Source organism: Nonomuraea sp. NPDC050394, from assembly GCF_044459065.1.
Taxonomy (GTDB): Bacteria; Actinomycetota; Actinomycetes; order Streptosporangiales; family Streptosporangiaceae; genus Nonomuraea.
The window spans coordinates 456,081-473,482 of the sequence record NZ_JBITIO010000005.1 but is presented as its reverse complement, the minus strand read 5'-3'; the positions used below and the strand labels follow the sequence as shown (position 1 = coordinate 473,482).

At 70.7% G+C, this 17,402-nt stretch carries 13 protein-coding genes; 6 read left to right on the top strand and 7 right to left on the bottom strand.

Annotation, left to right across the window (positions count from 1 at the left end; translation table 11 throughout):
- Positions 1 to 59 precede the first annotated feature (59 nt).
- Positions 60 to 707 (top strand): DUF998 domain-containing protein, encoded by a 648-nt coding sequence (locus ACIBKY_RS23120; RefSeq protein ID WP_397099199.1) that lies wholly within the window; start codon positions 60 to 62, stop codon positions 705 to 707.
- A 140-nt stretch (positions 708 to 847) separates the two neighbouring features.
- Here ACIBKY_RS23120 and ACIBKY_RS23115 read toward each other — a convergent pair whose 3' ends face one another.
- From ACIBKY_RS23115 to ACIBKY_RS23105, 3 genes are all read right to left on the bottom strand, one after another.
- On the bottom strand, positions 848 to 2,599 hold the full coding sequence (locus ACIBKY_RS23115) for an ABC transporter ATP-binding protein (protein ID WP_397099197.1): 1,752 nt from the start codon (positions 2,597 to 2,599) through the stop codon (positions 848 to 850).
- A 92-nt stretch (positions 2,600 to 2,691) separates the two neighbouring features.
- A complete protein-coding gene (locus ACIBKY_RS23110; protein ID WP_397099195.1) occupies positions 2,692 to 4,380 on the bottom strand; it encodes an ABC transporter ATP-binding protein in 1,689 nt (562 codons plus the stop codon).
- A gap of 39 nt (positions 4,381 to 4,419) precedes the next feature.
- Positions 4,420 to 5,565 carry a nitrate/nitrite transporter gene (locus ACIBKY_RS23105; protein ID WP_397099193.1) on the bottom strand — a complete coding sequence of 382 codons (1,146 nt, stop codon included), beginning with the start codon at positions 5,563 to 5,565 and terminating at the stop codon, positions 4,420 to 4,422.
- A 45-nt stretch (positions 5,566 to 5,610) separates the two neighbouring features.
- Between ACIBKY_RS23105 and ACIBKY_RS23100 the strand changes: the two genes are divergently transcribed.
- Genes ACIBKY_RS23100 through ACIBKY_RS23080 form a run of 5 tightly spaced genes read left to right on the top strand, consistent with a single transcriptional unit; the run spans position 5,611 to position 12,608 of the window.
- Entirely contained in the window at positions 5,611 to 9,147 is a 3,537-nt protein-coding gene (locus tag ACIBKY_RS23100) for a nitrate reductase subunit alpha (protein ID WP_397099191.1), read from the top strand.
- Positions 9,147 to 10,751, top strand: coding sequence for a nitrate reductase subunit beta (gene narH, locus ACIBKY_RS23095; RefSeq protein WP_397099189.1), 1,605 nt, complete (start codon positions 9,147 to 9,149; stop codon positions 10,749 to 10,751). Before ACIBKY_RS23100 ends, narH begins: the two co-directional genes overlap by 1 nt.
- Positions 10,748 to 11,302 carry a nitrate reductase molybdenum cofactor assembly chaperone gene (gene narJ / locus ACIBKY_RS23090; RefSeq protein WP_397099187.1) on the top strand — a complete coding sequence of 185 codons (555 nt, stop codon included), beginning with the start codon at positions 10,748 to 10,750 and terminating at the stop codon, positions 11,300 to 11,302. The genes narH and narJ overlap by 4 nt, the downstream gene beginning before the upstream one ends.
- On the top strand, positions 11,299 to 11,979 hold the full coding sequence (gene narI, locus ACIBKY_RS23085; protein ID WP_397099185.1) for a respiratory nitrate reductase subunit gamma: 681 nt from the start codon (positions 11,299 to 11,301) through the stop codon (positions 11,977 to 11,979). The genes narJ and narI overlap by 4 nt, the downstream gene beginning before the upstream one ends.
- Complete coding sequence (locus ACIBKY_RS23080) at positions 11,976 to 12,608, top strand: phosphotransferase (protein WP_397099183.1); 633 nt, start codon at positions 11,976 to 11,978, stop codon at positions 12,606 to 12,608. The genes narI and ACIBKY_RS23080 overlap by 4 nt, the downstream gene beginning before the upstream one ends.
- On the opposite strand, the gene ACIBKY_RS23075 is transcribed toward ACIBKY_RS23080, so the two are convergent.
- The 4 genes from ACIBKY_RS23075 to ACIBKY_RS23060 form a co-directional block, all read right to left on the bottom strand.
- Complete coding sequence (locus tag ACIBKY_RS23075; RefSeq protein WP_397099181.1) at positions 12,598 to 13,761, bottom strand: NAD(P)/FAD-dependent oxidoreductase; 1,164 nt, start codon at positions 13,759 to 13,761, stop codon at positions 12,598 to 12,600. The two genes, ACIBKY_RS23080 and ACIBKY_RS23075, sit on opposite strands and share 11 nt — an antisense overlap.
- Before the next feature lie 83 nt (positions 13,762 to 13,844).
- Positions 13,845 to 14,582: a succinate dehydrogenase/fumarate reductase iron-sulfur subunit gene (locus tag ACIBKY_RS23070; protein WP_397099180.1), complete on the bottom strand. Its 738-nt coding sequence runs from the start codon at positions 14,580 to 14,582 to the stop codon at positions 13,845 to 13,847.
- Entirely contained in the window at positions 14,582 to 16,507 is a 1,926-nt protein-coding gene (locus tag ACIBKY_RS23065) for a fumarate reductase/succinate dehydrogenase flavoprotein subunit (RefSeq protein WP_397099178.1), read from the bottom strand. Before ACIBKY_RS23065 ends, ACIBKY_RS23070 begins: the two co-directional genes overlap by 1 nt.
- Positions 16,504 to 17,235, bottom strand: coding sequence for a succinate dehydrogenase cytochrome b subunit (locus ACIBKY_RS23060; protein WP_397099467.1), 732 nt, complete (start codon positions 17,233 to 17,235; stop codon positions 16,504 to 16,506). Before ACIBKY_RS23060 ends, ACIBKY_RS23065 begins: the two co-directional genes overlap by 4 nt.
- Positions 17,236 to 17,402: the final 167 nt, after the last annotated feature.

The window sequence follows — 17,402 nt, the reverse complement described above, 5'->3', positions numbered from 1 at the left end:
GTTCCCTGTCACATGCCCCGGGCGACGCGTAGGCAGAAGACACCGAAAGGACCAGAGACATGACCACCACCACCGTCACCGGCCCCGTCACCACCCGTACGCTGCTGGCCGCCGCCGCGCTCGCCGCGCCGGTCTGGGTGGTGGTCTCCCTGGCCCAGGCGTTCACCCGCGCGGGCTTCGACCTCACCCGCCACCCCCTCAGCCAGCTGGCCACCGGCGAACTCGGCTGGATCCAGATCGCCACCTTCGTCACCGTCGGCGTGCTGTTCATCGCCGGCGCGACCGGCCTGCGGCGCGCGCTGCACGGCCGGCCGGGTGGCGTCTGGACACCCCGCCTGATCCGCATCGTCGGCATCGGGATGATCGCCGCCGGAGCCTTCCCCATGGACGCCGGCGACGGCTTCCCGGTCGGCACCCCGGCGGGCCCCCCGGCCGGGATGAGCTGGCACGCGATCGCCCACATGGCGGCCGGATCGATCACCTTCTTCGCGCTGGCCGCCGCCGGCTTCGTCCTGGGCCGCCGCTTCACCCGCACCGGCGACCGCACCTCCGCGATCGTCTCCCGGGCGGCCGGCGTGGCCGTCATCCTGGGCAACGGCTGGGCGATGAGCGGCGGCCGGATGGGCTCGCTCACCCTGGCGATCGGGGTGTCGCTCGCACTGGCCTGGGTCTCCACGGTCGCCTACCGCCTGCGCGACCGCACCTGACCCATCAGCGTGTACGGCCCGGCGTCTGCGGCCACCACCCAAGCCCCGCTCCGGAACCCGGAGCGGGGCTCACCCCTGTCGGACACCACCCCCTCGCGGTGTGACGGGACGGCCGAGGTGGGGGTTGGGGGTGGGGGGAGTTAGTGGGGGGCGGGGGTGCCGTGCCAGCTGGACCACAAGGCGGCGTAAGAGCCGCCCTGAGCCACCAGCTCGTCGTGGCTGCCCAGCTCACTGATCGTCCCATCCTCCACCACGGCGACCCGGTCGGCGTCGTGGGCCGTGTACAGGCGGTGGGCGATGGCGATGACCGTCCGGCCCTCCAGGACGGCGGCCAGCGAGCGTTCCAGGTTCCTGGCCGCTCGCGGGTCGATGAGGGAGGTCGCCTCGTCGAGTACGAGCGTGTGCGGGTCGGCCAGCACGAGGCGGGCCAGCGCGAGTTGCTGGGCCTGCGCCGGGGAGATGGCCAGGCCGCCCGAGCCGACTTCCGTGTCGAGGCCGTCGTCCAGGGCCAGCGCCCAGTCGAGGGCGTCGACGGCCGCCAGCGCCTGCCGTACCCGGTCGTCGGTGGCGTCGGGACGGGCGATGAGCAGGTTGTCGCGCAGCGTGCCCTTGAAGACGTGGTGTTCCTGGGTGACGAGGGCGACGTGGCCGCGCAGGTCGTCCAGGGGGAGGTCGACCAGGGGGACGTCGCCGACGGTCACGGCGCCGGTACGCGGGCCGTGGATGCCGGCCAGCAACCTGCCGAGCGTGGACTTGCCCGCGCCGGACGGGCCGACCATGGCCAGGCGTTCGCCGGGCGCGACGGTCAGCGAGACGCCGTGCAGGACGTCCCGGCCGGGCCGGTAGGCGTAGCGGACGTCGTCGGCCTCCAGGTGTTCGCCGGATGGCCGGGCGCCGGTGGCGGTGCGGTCGTCGGGCACGTTCGCCACGCCCAGCAGGCGGGACATGGCGGCGCCGCCGACCTGGAGCTCGTCGATCCACATGAGGAAGCGGTCGAGCGGGTCGATGAGCTGCTGCGCGTAGAGGGTGGCGGCGGTGACCTGGGCGAGCGTGACCCAGTCGTTGATGTAGAACAGGCCGCCGATCAGCAGGCTGATGACGACGGGCAGCACGTAGCCGAGCTCCACGGCGGGGAACCAGACCGTGCGCAGCCCGAGGGTGTAGCGCTCGGCGGCGTAGGAGGCGGTGATGTCCCGGTCGGTACGGTCGGCGCGCCGGCGCTGCAGGCCCAGGGCCTCCACGGCACGGGCGCCTTCCACGGTCTCGGCCAGGCCCTCGGTCATGTCGGCGTAGGCCGCGTTCTCGCGCAGGTAGCCGTCGCGCGCCCGGCGCAGGTACCAGCGGGTGGCGATCCACAGGATGGGCGCGGCGATCAGCATGGGCAGCGTGAGCAGCGGGCTGACCAGCAGCAGCGCGCCGACGGTGATGGTGAAGGTGACGACCGCGATCAGTGTCTCCGGTACGGCGTGCCGCACCGTCCTGGACAGCGAGTCGACGTCCCGTGACGTACGGGTGATCAGGTCACCGGAGCCCGCCCGCTCGACGGTGGAGAGCGGCAGCCCGAGCACCCGGTCGACGAACTCTTCGCGCAGTTCGGCCAGCACCCGCTCGCCCAGCCGGGAGGAGGCGAGCACGGCGAAACGTACCAGCAACGCCTGCATGAGCAGGAAGCCGCCGATCGCCAGGCCGACGAGCCACACGTTGACCGGGGCGCCGTCCTGTACGTCCTGGACCAGGGTGCCGAGCTGCCACGGCACGGCCAGGCCCGACACGGCGGCCAGCCCGTGCAGCGCGAGCGCGACGGAGAGCTGGCGCGGATATTTGAGCGTCAGCCGGCGGGCGTAGGCACGGACCTGCTTCTGGTCGGCGACCGGCAGGATCTCTCTGCTCATTTGTCGCTCACCGCTCCTCACTCACTCCGCGGAGTGCCTCGTACCTCGGCCCTCCACTCCGTTCGCTGCGTCGGGTTCGCTCCGCAGCCATGTCAGTCCTCTCCTCTCGTGACGGTCGCCGAGTAGGCGCTGGACGTGGCGAGCAGCTCGCGGTGCGGGCCTTCGGCGTGGACGCGCCCGTCCTCCAGGTAGACGACGTGCTCGGTGCGGTCGAGCACGAGCGGGCTGGTGGTGCAGATCAGCGTGGTCTTGCCGGCGCGCGCCTTGGCGAGCCGCTCGGCGATGCGGGCCTCGCTGTGGGCGTCGACGGCGCTGGTGGGCTCGACGAGGATGAGCACCTCGGGGTCGGCCACCAGGGCGCGGGCCAGGCGCAGCCGCTGCTGCTGGCCGCCGGAGAACTCGCGGCCGCTCTCGGCGACCACGGTGTCGAGGCCTTCGGGCAGCGCGTCCACGATGTCCTCGGCGCAGGCGGTCCGCAGCGCGTGGCGTACCTCGTCGATGGAGGCGTGTCCGCGTACGTCGAGCTCGTCGCGCAGGCGGCCGGAGAACAGGCGGGCGGCGTTGTCGGCGACCAGGATGCGCTCGCGGACCTCGGGGATCGGCAGCTCGGCCAGGTCGACGCCGCCGAAGGTGACGTCGCCGTGGGTGTAGCGGCCGAGGCGGTCGGCGACCTCGATGGCCTGCTCGGGCGTGGGGGCGGCCAGCGCGGTCATGGTGCCGGGCTGGAGCGTGACACCGCTGTAGGAGTCGCGCAGGACGCCGCCTTCCGAGGCGCCGGTGCCGCCGCCGACCTCGGGCTCCATCGACAGGATCCGGACCACGCGGCGCGCGGCCACGTGGCCCTTGGTCAGCTTGTCGGCGGCCTCGGTGAGGGTGCGCATGGGGCCGATGAGGAAGACGGCGTAGCCGTAGAAGGCGACGAGCTGTCCCGCGGTGATCTGGCCGCCGAGCGCGAAGGAGGCGCCGATGCCGGTGACGACGGCGATGAGCACGCCGGGCAGGAGGATCTGGGCGCCTTCGAGCAGCGACTCGATGCCGGCCACGCGGACGCCGGCGTGGCGTACGCGCTGCGACTCCTCCTGGTAGCGCCCGGAGAAGACCTGCTCGCCGCCGATGCCGCGCAGGACGCGCAGGCCGGAGACGATGTCGGCCGAGCGCGTGGACAGCTCGCCCTGCAGGTCGCGGTGGGCCTTCTGGCGCTTGTGCAGCGGCTTGAGCAGCGGGCCGACGGCGACGGCCATGAGCGGGACACCGAAGAGCACGAGCAGGCCGAGCGGCAGGGAGGTGGAGATGAGGTAGATCGTGACGGTGACGATCGCCACGACCGAGCCGGTGCCGCGCAGCAGGATGTCCATCGAGCTGCCGATGTGCGCGATGTCGGAGTTGCCGACGCTGATGACCTCGCCGGTCGACAGCCGCTTGGGGAGCGTGGCGCCGAGACGGGTGGCGTGGCGGGTGGTGAGCTGGACGGTACGGTACGCGGCGGCAAGCCAGTTGTAGACGGCGAAGCGGTGGCGCATGATGCCGGCGAACGCCTGCAGCAGGCCCAGCCCGAGCATCACGGCCGACCAGATCAGCAGCGCGCGGGTGTCCTTGGCGGTGACGGCGTCGACGCCCTTGCCGAGGACCGCGGGGACGAGCGCTTGTCCCAGCCACCAGAGGGTGGCGAAGCCGATGCCGATCGCGAGCGCGGTTTTCTGCCGCAGCGCGTTCCACAGCAGGTAGCGGAAGGGCGTGCGTATGTCAGGGGTGCCGGGATCGGCTTCAGGCAGGGAGCGCATAGCCTGACTAGGCTGTCAAAGCCACCCTGACCAGGCAAATCATTTTCTGAACCCCCGGAGGGTGTAGAGCAGGGCCGCCAGGGCGGTCAGCGCGAGGAGCAGATAGCCGATCGTGTACGCGCCGGTCGCGGTGTAGACAGCGCCCATGACCAGTGGCGGGAAGTATCCGCCGAGCCCTCCGGCGGCGCCCACGAGGCCGGTGACGGTGCCGACCCGCGAGGCCTCGACGAGCTTGGCGACGAGCGCGAAGACGCCGCCGGCGCCGAGGCCGAGGAAGAAGGCCATGAGCACGAAGCTGACCCCGGCGGGGATCTCCAGCGGCGGCTTGAAGGCGAGGACGACGGCCATGGCGAGGGCGCCGGCGAAGGAGATCGTCAGCACCCGGATCGGGCCGATCCGGTCGGAGGAGATGCCCCCGAGCGGGCGGGCGATCACGGCGGCGATGGAGAACCCGGCGGTACGCAGGCCCGCCTCGGTCTGGGCGAACTCGTAGACGTTCTGCAGCAGCGTGGGCAGGTAGGTGGAGAACGCGACGAAACCGCCGAACGCGACCGCGTACAGGAAGGCGCACTGCCAGGTGGCCTTGATCTTCATCGCGTCCTTCATGCGGGGCAGCGCGGGCTCGGTGCTGGGCTGCCACGCGGGCGAGTTGCGGCTGGCCAGCAGCATGATCACGCCCATGACGGCGAGCGCGGCGCCCATGATCAGGTGTGTCGTGGAACGGCCCAGCGATTCGACCAGCCGTGGCGTGAAAAATGCGGACAAGGCGGTGCCGCCCATCCCGGCCCCGAACACACCGGTGGCGAATCCGCGCCGCGCCGGCTCGTACCAGGAGTTGACGAACGGGATCCCGATCGCGAACGAGGTGCCCGGGATGCCCAGCAGAAACCCCCACAACAGCAGCGAGCCGTAGGAGTTCGACCATCCCACGAACACGACCGGCACGATCGAGATGAAGCAGATGATCGCGAACATCAGCCGCCCGCCGAACTTGTCGGCCAGCATCCCGACCGGGATCCGCCCCAGCGACCCGACCAGCACGGGGATCGCGACCAGCATGGAGGTCTCGGTCGGCGACAGGTGCAGTGCCTTGCTGTAGCTGCCGGACAGCGGGCCGATGAGGTTCCACGCCCAAAAGGTGATGGCGAAGGCCGCCGTCGCCAGCACAAGATTTCGCACACGCATACACCCTGTGTAACAGGTAGCTACAGAGTGTGATGAAGTGGGGGTATGAGTGAGGCGGAGGACATCCTCCTGAAGACCGGCCGGTTCTTCCGCAGATCGGTCACGGGCCAGGACCTGCGGACCGTCTACCTGTCCGGCGGCCGGGAGGGCGACGCCTTCTACCGCGACCGGTGGAGCCACGACAAGGTGGTCCGCTCGACGCACGGCGTGAACTGCACGGGCTCGTGCTCGTGGAAGGTCTACGTCAAGGACGGCATCATCACCTGGGAGACCCAGCAGACCGACTACCCGAGCGTCGGCCCCGACCGCCCCGAGTACGAGCCGCGCGGCTGCCCGCGCGGCGCCGCCTTCTCCTGGTACACCTACTCGCCGACGCGGATCCGCTACCCGTACGCGCGGGGCGTCCTGGTCAGGATGTACGGCGAAGCCCGCGGCAGCGGCCTCGACCCGGTAGCCGCCTGGGCCGAAATCACGACAAATCCGGAAAAGCGGGAGACCTACCAACGCGCCCGCGGCCAAGGCGGTCTCGTCAGGATCACCTGGGACCTCGCCACGGAGATGATCGCCGCCGCCCACGTCCACACCATCGAGACCTACGGCCCCGACCGCGTGGCCGGCTTCTCCCCCATCCCCGCCATGTCCATGGTCAGTCACGCGATCGGCGCCCGCTTCGTCTCGCTGATCGGCGGGACCATGCTCAGCTTCTACGACTGGTACGCCGACCTGCCGGTCGCCTCTCCCCAGGTCTTCGGCGACCAGACCGACGTGCCCGAGTCGGCCGACTGGTGGGACGCCGCGTACCTGATGCTGTGGGGCGCCAACGTCCCGGTCACCCGCACGCCCGATGCCCACTGGATGGCCGAGGCCCGCTACCGGGGCCAGAAGGTGGTGGTGGTCGCCCCCGACTACAACGACGCGGCCAAGTTCGCCGACGAGTTCCTGGCGGTGAACCCGGGCACCGACGGCGCGCTGGCCATGGCGATGGGTCACGTGCTGCTGAGGGAGTGCTTCGTCGAACGGCAGGTGCCGTACTTCACCGAGTACGTCAGCCGGTTCACCGACCTGCCCTTCCTCGTCACGCTGACCGAACGCGACGGCCGCCACGTGCCGGACAAGTTTCTGACCGCCGCCGACCTGGGGTCGCAGGAGGAGTCGGCGGAGTGGAAGACCGTCTTCCTGGGCGCGGACGGCGAGCCGGTCGTGCCCAACGGCTCGGTCGGCTTCCGGTGGGGCGAGCGGGGAAAGGGCCGCTGGAACCTCAAGCTCGACACCGAACCCCTGCTCACGTTGTACGGCGCGGGTTCGGGGGAGAACGTGGAGATCGCGCTGCCCCGCTTCGACGGCGGCGGCCCGCTGACCCGCGGCGTCCCGGCCAGGCGGATCGGCGGGCATCTGGTCACGACCGTCTTCGACCTCATGCTGGCCCAGTACGGCGTGCACCGGCGCGGGCTGCCGGGCCGCTGGCCCCACGGGTACGGCGACGCGTCGGAGCCGTACACACCGGCCTGGCAGGAGCCGATCACCAAGGTCCCGGCGGCGCGCGCGATCAAGATCGTGAGGGAGTTCGCCGCGACGGCCGAGCAGACCCGCGGCCGCTGCATGATCATCCTGGGCGCGGGGACCACCCAGTGGTTCCACGGCGACACGATCTACCGGGCCTTCCTGGCGCTGCTGATGCTGACCGGCTGCCAGGGACGCAACGGCGGCGGCTGGGCGCACTACGTGGGCCAGGAGAAGTGCCGCCCGCAGACCGGATGGGCGCAACTGGCCGGCGGCCTGGACTGGTCGCGCCCGCCCCGGCAGACGCCCGGCACGCCGTTCTGGTACCTGCACACCGACCAGTGGCGCTACGACCGCTTCGACGCCGGCGACCTGAGCTCCCCGCTCGGCCCCGGGGCCTTCCGTGGCCGGCACACCGCCGACCTGGTGGCCGACGCGGTCAGGAACGGCTGGATGCCGATGGCGCCCGCCTTCGACCGCAACCCGCTGGAGCTGGGCGACGCGGCGGACCCGGTCGCGAACGCCCAGGAGGAGCTCGCCAACGGCACCCTGCGCTACGCGGCCGAGGACCCGGACGACCCGCGCAACTGGCCGCGGGTGCTGACGCTCTGGCGCTCCAACCTGCTGGGGTCGAGCGCCAAGGGCAACGAGTACTTCCTGCACCATCTGCTCGGCGCGCGCTCGAACCTGCCGCGCCCCGACGAGCAGGCGCCGCGGGGCAAGCTGGACCTGCTGCTGACGCTGGACTTCAGGATGACGTCCTCGACGTTGTTCTCCGACATCGTGCTGCCCGCGGCGACCTGGTACGAGAAGCACGACCTGTCCTCGACGGACATGCACCCGTTCGTGCACGCGTTCAACCCGGCCATCACGCCGCCGTGGGAGACCAAGAGCGACTTCCACGCCTTCCACGCGATCGCCAGGGCCTTCAGCGCCATGGCCAAGGACCGGCTCGGGGTCAGGAAGGACGTCGTGGCGCTGCCGTACCAGCACGACACGCCCGGCGAGATCGCCCAGCCGGGCGGGCGCGCGCCCGCCCGCGTCACGCCCAACCTGGTGGTGGTCGAGCGCGACTACGGCGCGGTCGCCGAGAAGATGGCGGCGCTCGGCCCGCTGGCCGAACGCAAGGGGCTGCCGGTGAAGGGCGTGGTGTTCATGCCCGACGAGGAGGTGGTCTGGCTCGGCGAGCGGTGCGGGCTGGTGCCGCGCGGGATCGCCAAGGGACGGCCGATGCTCGACACCGAGGCCAAGGCGTGCGAGGCGATCCTGGCGCTGTCGGGGGTCAGCAACGGGCGGCTGGCCGCCCAGGGCTTCGGGCAACTCGCCGAGCGGACCGGCACCGACTTCGGCGAGCTCGTCCACCGCGACCACCGCATCGTCTTCGCCGACACCCAGACCAGGCCCACGCACGTGGCCTCCAGCCCGGAGTGGTCGGGCAAGGAGTCGCACGACCGCCGCTACTCCCCCTTCACCATCAACGTCGAGCACCACAAGCCGTGGCACACGCTGACCGGCCGGATGCACTTCTTCCTCGACCACGACTGGATGCACGAGTACGGCGAGGCCCTGCCGGTCTACCGGCCGCCGCTGGACATGACCGCCCTGTTCGGCGAGGGAAGCGCGGACATGCTGGTGGTGCGGTATCTGACGCCGCACTCGAAGTGGTCCATCCACTCCGAGTACCAGGACAACCTGCTCATGCTGTCGCTCTCGCGCGGCGGCCCGGTGATCTGGATGTCGGTCCGGGACGCCGAGAAGATCGGCGCCGCCGACAACGACTGGATCGAGGCCACCAACCGCAACGGCGTGGTCGTGGCCAGGGCGATCGTCTCCCATCGGATGCCGGAGGGCACGGTCTACATGCACCACGCCCAGGACCGGGTGATCGACGTGCCGAAGTCGGAGGCGACCGGGCGGCGCGGCGGCATCCACAACGCGCTCACCCGCGTGCTGATCAAGCCCACCCACATGATCGGCGGCTACGCCCAGCTGTCGTACGCCTTCAACTACCTCGGCCCGACCGGCAACCAGCGCGACGAGATCACGGTGATCAGGAAGCGCTCGCAGGAGGTGACGTACTGATGCGGATCATGGCTCAGCTCGCGATGGTGATGAACCTCGACAAGTGCATCGGCTGTCACACCTGCTCGGTCACCTGCAAGCAGACGTGGACCAACCGGGCGGGGGTCGAGTACGCCTGGTTCAACAACGTCGAGACCCGCCCCGGCCAGGGATACCCGCGCGGCCACGAGGACCAGGACCGGTGGCGCGGCGGGTGGCAGGTCGACGCCAAGGGGCGGCTGCGGCTGCGGGCCGGCGGCCGGGTACGCAAGCTCCTCGGCATCTTCGCCAACCCGCTCATGCCGAACATCGAGGACTACTACGAACCCTGGACCTACGACTACGAGAACCTCACCCGGGCCCCGCTCGGCGACGACATCCCGGTCGCGCCGCCGCGCTCGCTGATCAGCGGCGAACCCATGGCGATCCGCTGGAGCGCCAACTGGGACGACAACCTCGGCGGCGACCCGTCGGCCGACCCGATCCTGCGCAAGGTCGGCGACCAGGTGAAGCTGGAGTTCGAGCAGGCGTTCATGTTCTACCTGCCACGCATCTGCGAGCACTGCCTGAACCCGTCCTGCGTCGCCTCCTGCCCCTCCGGCGCCCTCTACAAGCGCGAGGAGGACGGCATCGTCCTGGTGGACCAGGACCGCTGCAGGGGCTGGCGGATGTGCGTGACCGGCTGCCCGTACAAGAAGATCTACTTCAACCACCGCACCGGCAAGGCCGAGAAGTGCACGTTCTGCTACCCGAGGGTGGAGGTCGGGCTGCCGACCGTGTGCTCGGAGACGTGCGTCGGGCGCCTGCGCTACCTGGGTGTCATGCTCTACGACGCCGACCGGGTGGGCGAGGTGGCGAGCATCGCCGACGACAAGGAGCTGTACGAGGCGCAGCTGTCGCTCTTCGTCGACCCGGACGACCCGGCCGTGGCCGCCTCCGGGCTGCCCGACGACTGGATCGAGGCGGCCCGCCGCTCGCCCGTGTACGACCTGATCATGCGTTACCGGATCGCGCTGCCGCTGCATCCGGAGTACCGCACGCTGCCGATGGTCTGGTACGTGCCGCCGCTGTCGCCCGTCGTGGACGCGCTGGCCGGCTCCGGGTACGACGGCGAGGACGCCGACAACCTGTTCGCCGCCGTCGAGGCGCTGCGCATCCCGGTGGAGTACCTGGCCGAGCTGTTCACCGCCGGCGACCCGGTGCCGGTGACGGCGGCGCTGCGGCGGCTGGCGGCCATGCGCTCGTACATGCGCGCCGTCAACCTGGGCGAGGAGCCCGAGCTGCCGCACTCGGGGCTGTCGGCCGAGGACATCCACGACATGTACCGGCTGCTGGCCCTGGCACGCTACGACGAGCGCTACGTCATCCCGTCCGCCTACTCCAAGACGCCCGGGGCCGTGGAGGAGATCGGCTGCAGCCTCGACTACGACGGCGGGCCGGGGATGGCGGGGCCGTTCGGGGAGGGCTCGGGCCGCCCGGTGCCGGTGTCGATCGAGAGCTTCCACGGGCTGAAGCAGCGCCAGACCGGCGAGGAGACCACCCGCGAGCGGGTCAACCTCCTCAACTGGGACGGCAGGGGCAAACCCGCGGGTCTGTTCCCGCCGAAGAAGGGCGAGGCCTCATGAACAAGGCTGTGACCTGGCAGGCCGCCGCGCACCTGCTGGCCTACCCCGACGAGCGGTTCTGGGGACGGCTGCCGCTGATCGAGCGGGCCGCCGCGCCGTACTTTCCGGGGTTCGCCACCGCCATCCACGCCATGGGGCCGGGCGAGCTGGCCGCGCACTACGTCGAGATGTTCGACCTCAAACGGCGCTGCTGCCTCTATCTCACCTATTACGCCGACGGCGACACGCGGCGGCGCGGCGAGTCGCTGGCCGCGCTCAAGGGCCGCTACCGGGCCGCCGGGTGGGAGCTGATGGACGACGAGCTGCCGGACTTCCTGCCGGTGATGCTGGAGTTCGCCGCGCTGGACGCCGCGGGCGCCGTTCTGCTGGCCGAGCACCGGGTGGGGATCGAGCTGCTGCGTTCGGCGCTGGACGGGTACGGCTCGCCGTACACGATCGTGCTGGACGGCGTGCGCGGCGCCCTGCCCGAGCCGACCGCGGAGCAGCGGGCGGCGGCGGCCAAGCTGGCGCAGGACGGCCCGCCCGCCGAGTCCGTGGGGGTGTACCGGTGAACTACGGCGAGACGTTCTTCTGGGTGATCACGCCCTACGTGACGCTGGTGGTGCTGGCCGGCGGGCTGCTCTGGCGCTACCGCTACGACAAGTTCGGCTGGACGACCCGCTCGTCGCAGCTGTATGAGTCGCGGCTGCTGCGGATCGCCTCGCCGCTGTTCCACTACGGGCTGGTGTTCGTGATCGCCGGGCATGTGATCGGCCTGTTCATCCCGGCCTCGTGGACGGAGGCGATCGGCCTGTCCGACCACGCCTACCACCTGCTGGCCCGCGTCTTCGGCGGCCTCGCCGGGCTGGCCGTGCTCGCCGGCCTGGCCCTGCTCATCTACCGCAGGCGGCGCAATGGCCCGGTCTTCCGCGCCACGACCGTCAACGACAAGGTCATGTACGTCGCGCTCGCGGTGGCCGTGCTGGCCGGGCTGGTGGCCACGATGACCGGCGCGGAGTACCGCGACTCGGTCTCGCCGTGGTTCCGCAGCGTCTTCGTGTTCCGGCCGGACGCCGAGGCGATGGCCGAGGCGACGGTGTTCTTCAAGCTGCACGTCATCGCCGGGATGGTGATGATCGGGCTGTTCCCGTTCACCAGGCTCGTGCACGCGCTGTCGGCACCCGTCGGGTACTTGTTCCGCCCATACATCGTCTACCGGAGCCGACTGCGCCAGAATCAATCCCTGTGAGGCATGGCTACACCAACAGCACCTTCGGCGACGGCGCTCTCGTCGTGAAGTGTTACCTGGGTCCGGGCGCCGCGGAACGGCTGGAAACCGAGCGGAAGATGTTGCGCCGCATGCGCGGCCGGGTGCCCGTGCCCGCCGTGCAGTCGGTCAGCGACACCAGCCTGACCACCCGGTTCGTCGCGGGCATCCATGGTCAGGATCTCCTCGACGAAGGCCTGGCCAAGGAGGTCATGACCGCCTGCGGGCGGACGCTGGCCGCCATCCACGCCATGCCCGCGGCCCGGGGCCGCGTCCTGGTCCACGGCGACTACGGCCCCAACAACCTGATCATCGATCCGATGACGCACGAGACCGCGGCGGTACTCGACTGGGAGTGGGCCCACCGCGGCGAACCGGTCGAGGACCTGGCGTGGTGTGAGTGGATCATCAAGACCCACCATCCCGAGCACGAGCAGGCGCTGCCGTACTTCTTCGAGTCCTACGGCGGGCCGGTGCCCGAGTGGCCGGAGCGGCACGCGGCGATGCTGGAGCGCTGCCGGGCGCTGCTGGCCTTCGCCGCCGGCTGGGGGCCGGAGGGCGAGGAGCTGTGGCGGGAGCGGGTCGCGGCGACGGCCGCCTTCACCGGCTGAGCGCGGAGATCCTCTCGCGGGCCAGGCGGACGCCCCTGGCGTGCTTCCAGCCGATGGCCGCGGTCACCTCGTCGCCGTTCTCCGCCAGCGCGACCCAGCGGCCGGCGCCGGGTTCGCCCTCGATCCATCGAATCCGGTCGTCGTGGCCGATCCGGCCGTGGATCTGGAGCTTCACGTCGTACTGGTCGGTCCAGAAGTAGGGGATCGAGGAGAACGGCCGCTCGTCGCCGAGGATGTTGCCCGCGACGGCCACGGCCTGTTCCGTGGCGTTCGTCCGGCTCTCCACGCGGCCCGCCGGGAAGCGGGCCACGTCGCCGACCGCGTAGATGCCGGGGGCCGCCTGGCCGTAGGCGTCGCAGGTGACTCCGTCGCTCAGGTCCAGGCCGCTGCCGGTGAGCCAGCCGGTGGCCGGGTCCGCGCCGGCGGTGACGATCACCAGGTCGGCGCGCACCTTCTCGCCTCCGGTCAGTTCCAGGCCGTCGACGCGGCCGGCCGTACCGGTGATGGCGTGGACCTCGGTGCCGACCCGCACGTCCACGCCGTGCCCCCGGTGCGTGCGCGCGACGAGCGCGCCGAGCCTGGCGCCCAGGTGGCGGGCCATGGGAGCCGGCGCGGGCTCGACCAGCGTCACCTCCAGGCCGAGCGTGCGCGCGGCGGCGGCGAGCTCGCACCCGAGCACGCCCGCGCCGACCACCGCGATCCGCCCGGCGTCCTTCATCTCCCCACGCAGCGCGAGCGCGTCGTCGAGTGTGCGCAAGGTGTGCAGCCCGTCCAGGACGGGCTGGCCGGGCAGCCGCCGCGGCGTCAGGCCGGTCGCGATCACCAGCCGGTCGTACGGCAGCCGCCGCCCGTCGTCCAGCCCCACGACCTGCCTGCCCCGATCCAGGTGTACGGCCCGCCGCCCGAGCACCCACTCCACGCCCAGCCCGTCGAGCGCGTCCCGGCTGAGCAGCCGGGTGCGCTCGGCCGGCCAGGACTCGGTGAGGACCTGTTTGGACAGCGGCGGACGGTCGTAGGGCGGGTGGCGCTCCTCCCCCACGAGCGTGATCGTGCCGCCGAACCCCCTGCGGCGCAGCACCTCCGCCACGGTCAGCCCGCCGATCGACGCCCCCACGATGACCACGTTCAATGCCGCCCCCAGTCCAGTGAACACTGTAATCATTGAGTGTACACCGTGCACACATGGGTGTGGAAAAGGCCGCACCCCCCTCCGGCGTGCGGCCTTCTCGCGGACTGCTACCTGCTGGCCTTCAGGTACTCGGTATTCATCTGGGCGATGGTGTCCAGCGGGATCCCCTTCGGGCAGACCGCCGTGCACTCGCCGGTGTTGGTGCAGCCGCCGAAGCCCTCGGCGTCCATCTGGTCCACCATCGCCTTGGCGCGGCTGAGGCGCTCGGGCTGGCCCTGCGGGAGCAGCGACAGGTGGGTGATCTTCGCCGCGGTGAACAGCGACGCCGAGCCGTTCGGGCAGGCCGCCACACAGGCGCCGCAGCCGATGCAGGTGGCGGCGTCGAAGGCGTCGTCGGCGTCCTCCTTGCGGACCGGGACCGCGTGCGCGTCCGGAGCGGAGCCGGCCGGGACGGAGACGAAGCCGCCCGCCTGGATGATGCGGTCGAAGGCGCTGCGGTCCACGACCAGGTCCTTGATGACCGGGAAGGGAGCGGCCCGCCACGGCTCGATGGTGATCTCGGCGCCGTCCTCGAAGTGACGCATGTGGAGCTGGCACGTCGTCGTGGCGCGCTGCTCGCCGTGGGCCACGCCGTTGATGACCATGCCGCACATGCCGCAGATGCCCTCCCGGCAGTCGTGGTCGAAGGCGATCGGGTCGTCGCCCTCCAGGATCAGCTTTTCGTTGACGACGTCGAGCATCTCCAGGAAGGACATGTCCGGGGAGACGTCCTTGGCCAGGTAGGTGACCATGCGCCCGGCGTCGCCGGGGCCGCTCTGCCGCCACACCTTGAGAGTGAGATCCATTACTTGTAGCTCCGCTGGCTCATCTTGACGTAGTCGTACTCGAGCGCTTCCTTGTGCAGCACCGGGCCGTCGGGGGTGCGCTCCCAGGCCGAGACGTGCGCGAAGTGCTCGTCGTCGCGCAGCGCCTCGCCGTCGGCGTCCTGCGACTCGGCGCGGAAGTGGCCGCCGCAGGACTCGGTGCGCACCAGCGCGTCCAGGCACATCAGCTCGGCCAGATCGAAGAAGTCGGCCACCCGGCCGGCCTTCTCCAGCACCTGGTTGAGCTCCTCGGGCGTGCCGCTGACCTTGACGTTGCGCCAGAACTCCTCGCGCAGGGCCGGGATCAGGTCCAGGGCCTTGCGCAGCGACTCCTCGGTGCGCTCCATGCCGCAGTAGTCCCACATGATCTTGCCGAGCTCGCGGTGGAAGGAGTCCGGCGTGCGGGTGCCGTTGACGGCCATCAGGCGGTCGATCTTGGTACGTACCTTGATCTCGGCCTCGGCCACGGCCTCCTCGTCGACCTCACCGTACGGGCCGTTGGCCAGGTAGTCGCCCAGCGTGGTGGGTAGCACGAAGTAGCCGTCGGCCAGGCCCTGCATCAGCGCCGACGCGCCCAGGCGGTTGGCGCCGTGGTCGGAGAAGTTGGCCTCGCCGATCACGAACAGGCCGGGGACCGTGGACTGCAGGTCGTAGTCCACCCACAGGCCGCCCATCGTGTAGTGCACGGCGGGGTAGATGCGCATCGGCTGGGTGTAGGGGTCCTCTCCGGTGATGCGCTCGTACATCTCGAAGAGGTTGCCGTACTTCTTCTCGACGGCGTCGCGGCCGAGGCGGGCGATCGCGTCGCGGAAGTCGAGGTAGACGCCCAGGCCGCCGGGGCCGACGCCGCGGCCCTCGTCGCAGACGTTCTTGGCCGCGCGCGAGGCGATGTCACGCGGGACCAGGTTGCCGAAGGCCGGGTAGATGCGCTCCAGGTAGTAGTCGCGCTCCTCGTCCGGGATGTCGCCGGGGGCACGCTGGTCGCCGGCGGACACCGGCACCCACACGCGGCCGTCGTTGCGCAGGGACTCCGACATCAGCGTCAGCTTCGACTGGTACTCGCCGGAGACCGGGATGCAGGTCGGGTGGATCTGCGTGTAACACGGGTTGGCGAAGTACGCGCCGCGCTCGTGTGCCCGCCAGATGGCCGTGGTGTTGCAGCCCTTGGCGTTCGTGGACAGGAAGAAGACGTTGCCGTAGCCGCCGGTGGCCAGCACGACCGCGTCGGCGGTGTGCCGCTCGATCTCGCCGGTGACCATGTCACGCACGATGATGCCGCGCGCCCGGCCGTCGGAGACGATCAGCTCCAGCATCTCGTGCCGGGTGAACATCTCGACGGTGCCGGCCTTCACCTGCCGCTCCAGCGCCTGGTAGGCGCCCAGCAGGAGCTGCTGGCCCGTCTGGCCGCGGGCGTAGAAGGTCCGCGAGACCTGCGCGCCGCCGAAGGAGCGGGTGTCGAGCAGGCCGCCGTACTCGCGGGCGAACGGCACGCCCTGGGCCACGGCCTGGTCGATGATGTTCACCGAGACCTCGGCCAGGCGGTAGACGTTCGACTCCCGGGCGCGGAAGTCGCCGCCCTTGACGGTGTCGTAGAAGAGCCGGTAGATCGAGTCGCCGTCGCCGCGGTAGTTCTTCGCGGCGTTGATGCCGCCCTGGGCGGCGATCGAGTGCGCCCGCCGGGGCGAGTCCTGGTAGCAGAACGACTTGACGTTGTAACCAAGCTCGCCGAGGGTCGCGGCGGCCGAGCCGCCGGCCAGGCCGGTGCCGACCACGATGACGTTGAGCTTGCGCTTGTTGGCGGGGTTGACGAGCTTGGCGGCGAACTTCCGCTTGGCCCACCGCTCCTCGATGGGGCCTTCCGGGGCCTTGGCGTCCCGGAGGGCTTCGCCCTCGGTGTATTCGATCACTTGACTACTCCGAACATGATGGCCAGCGGCGGCGCGAGGAACCCGAGCACGAGCACGGCCGAGACCGCGAGCGCGCCCAGCTTCACCACCCGGCGGCGCTCCCCCTTGACCCAGCCCAGCGTCTGGAAGGCCGACCAGATGCCGTGGCGCAGATGCAGGCCGACCAGGAGGATGGCGATCACGTAGATGGCCGTGACCCACCAGCGGCCGGGCTGGAAGCCCTCGATCATGCGGTCGGCGGGCGCGGAGTTGACCCCGGCGGGGTTGACCACGCCGAAGGTCAGGTCGAGCAGGTGCCAGACGATGTAGAGCGCGATGGTGACGCCGCCCCAGCGCATGATGTGCGTGGCGTACCCGGTGGCCTGCGACTTCTTGGCCACGTACTTCACCGGCCTGGCCTTGCGCGCGCGGCGGGTCAGCGTGATGGCCGCCCACAGGTGCAGGACCACGGCCACGAAGAGGGCGATCTCCAGCAGGGTCACGACTCCCCGGTACGGCAGGAACGGCTGCAGCAGCGTCCGCAGCCAGTGCGCGTACTCGTTGAACGAATCCCGGCCGTAGAAGATCTTCAGGTTGCCCAGCATGTGCAGGGCGAGGAAGCCCACCATCACGGCGCCCGTGACGGCCATGATGACTTTCCTGCCGTTCGACGAGCTCAGGAACCCGCGGGACTTCTTGGGCGTTGGCGGAGCAGGGGTCTTCCCGGCTTCCGTCTTGGGGGGACTCACGGGCGCCGTCGCGGCCCCGCGCTCAATCGTGGCAGTCACATCTTGGAACGCTAGGTATCCAGGGATGATCCGTCCAAGTCATCATGGATCTGGTTTCCATAGCCAAAAGCTATGACCCTTGGTTTCGTACGGCTGCCGCAAAATCCACAAACCACGCGTGCGAGCAA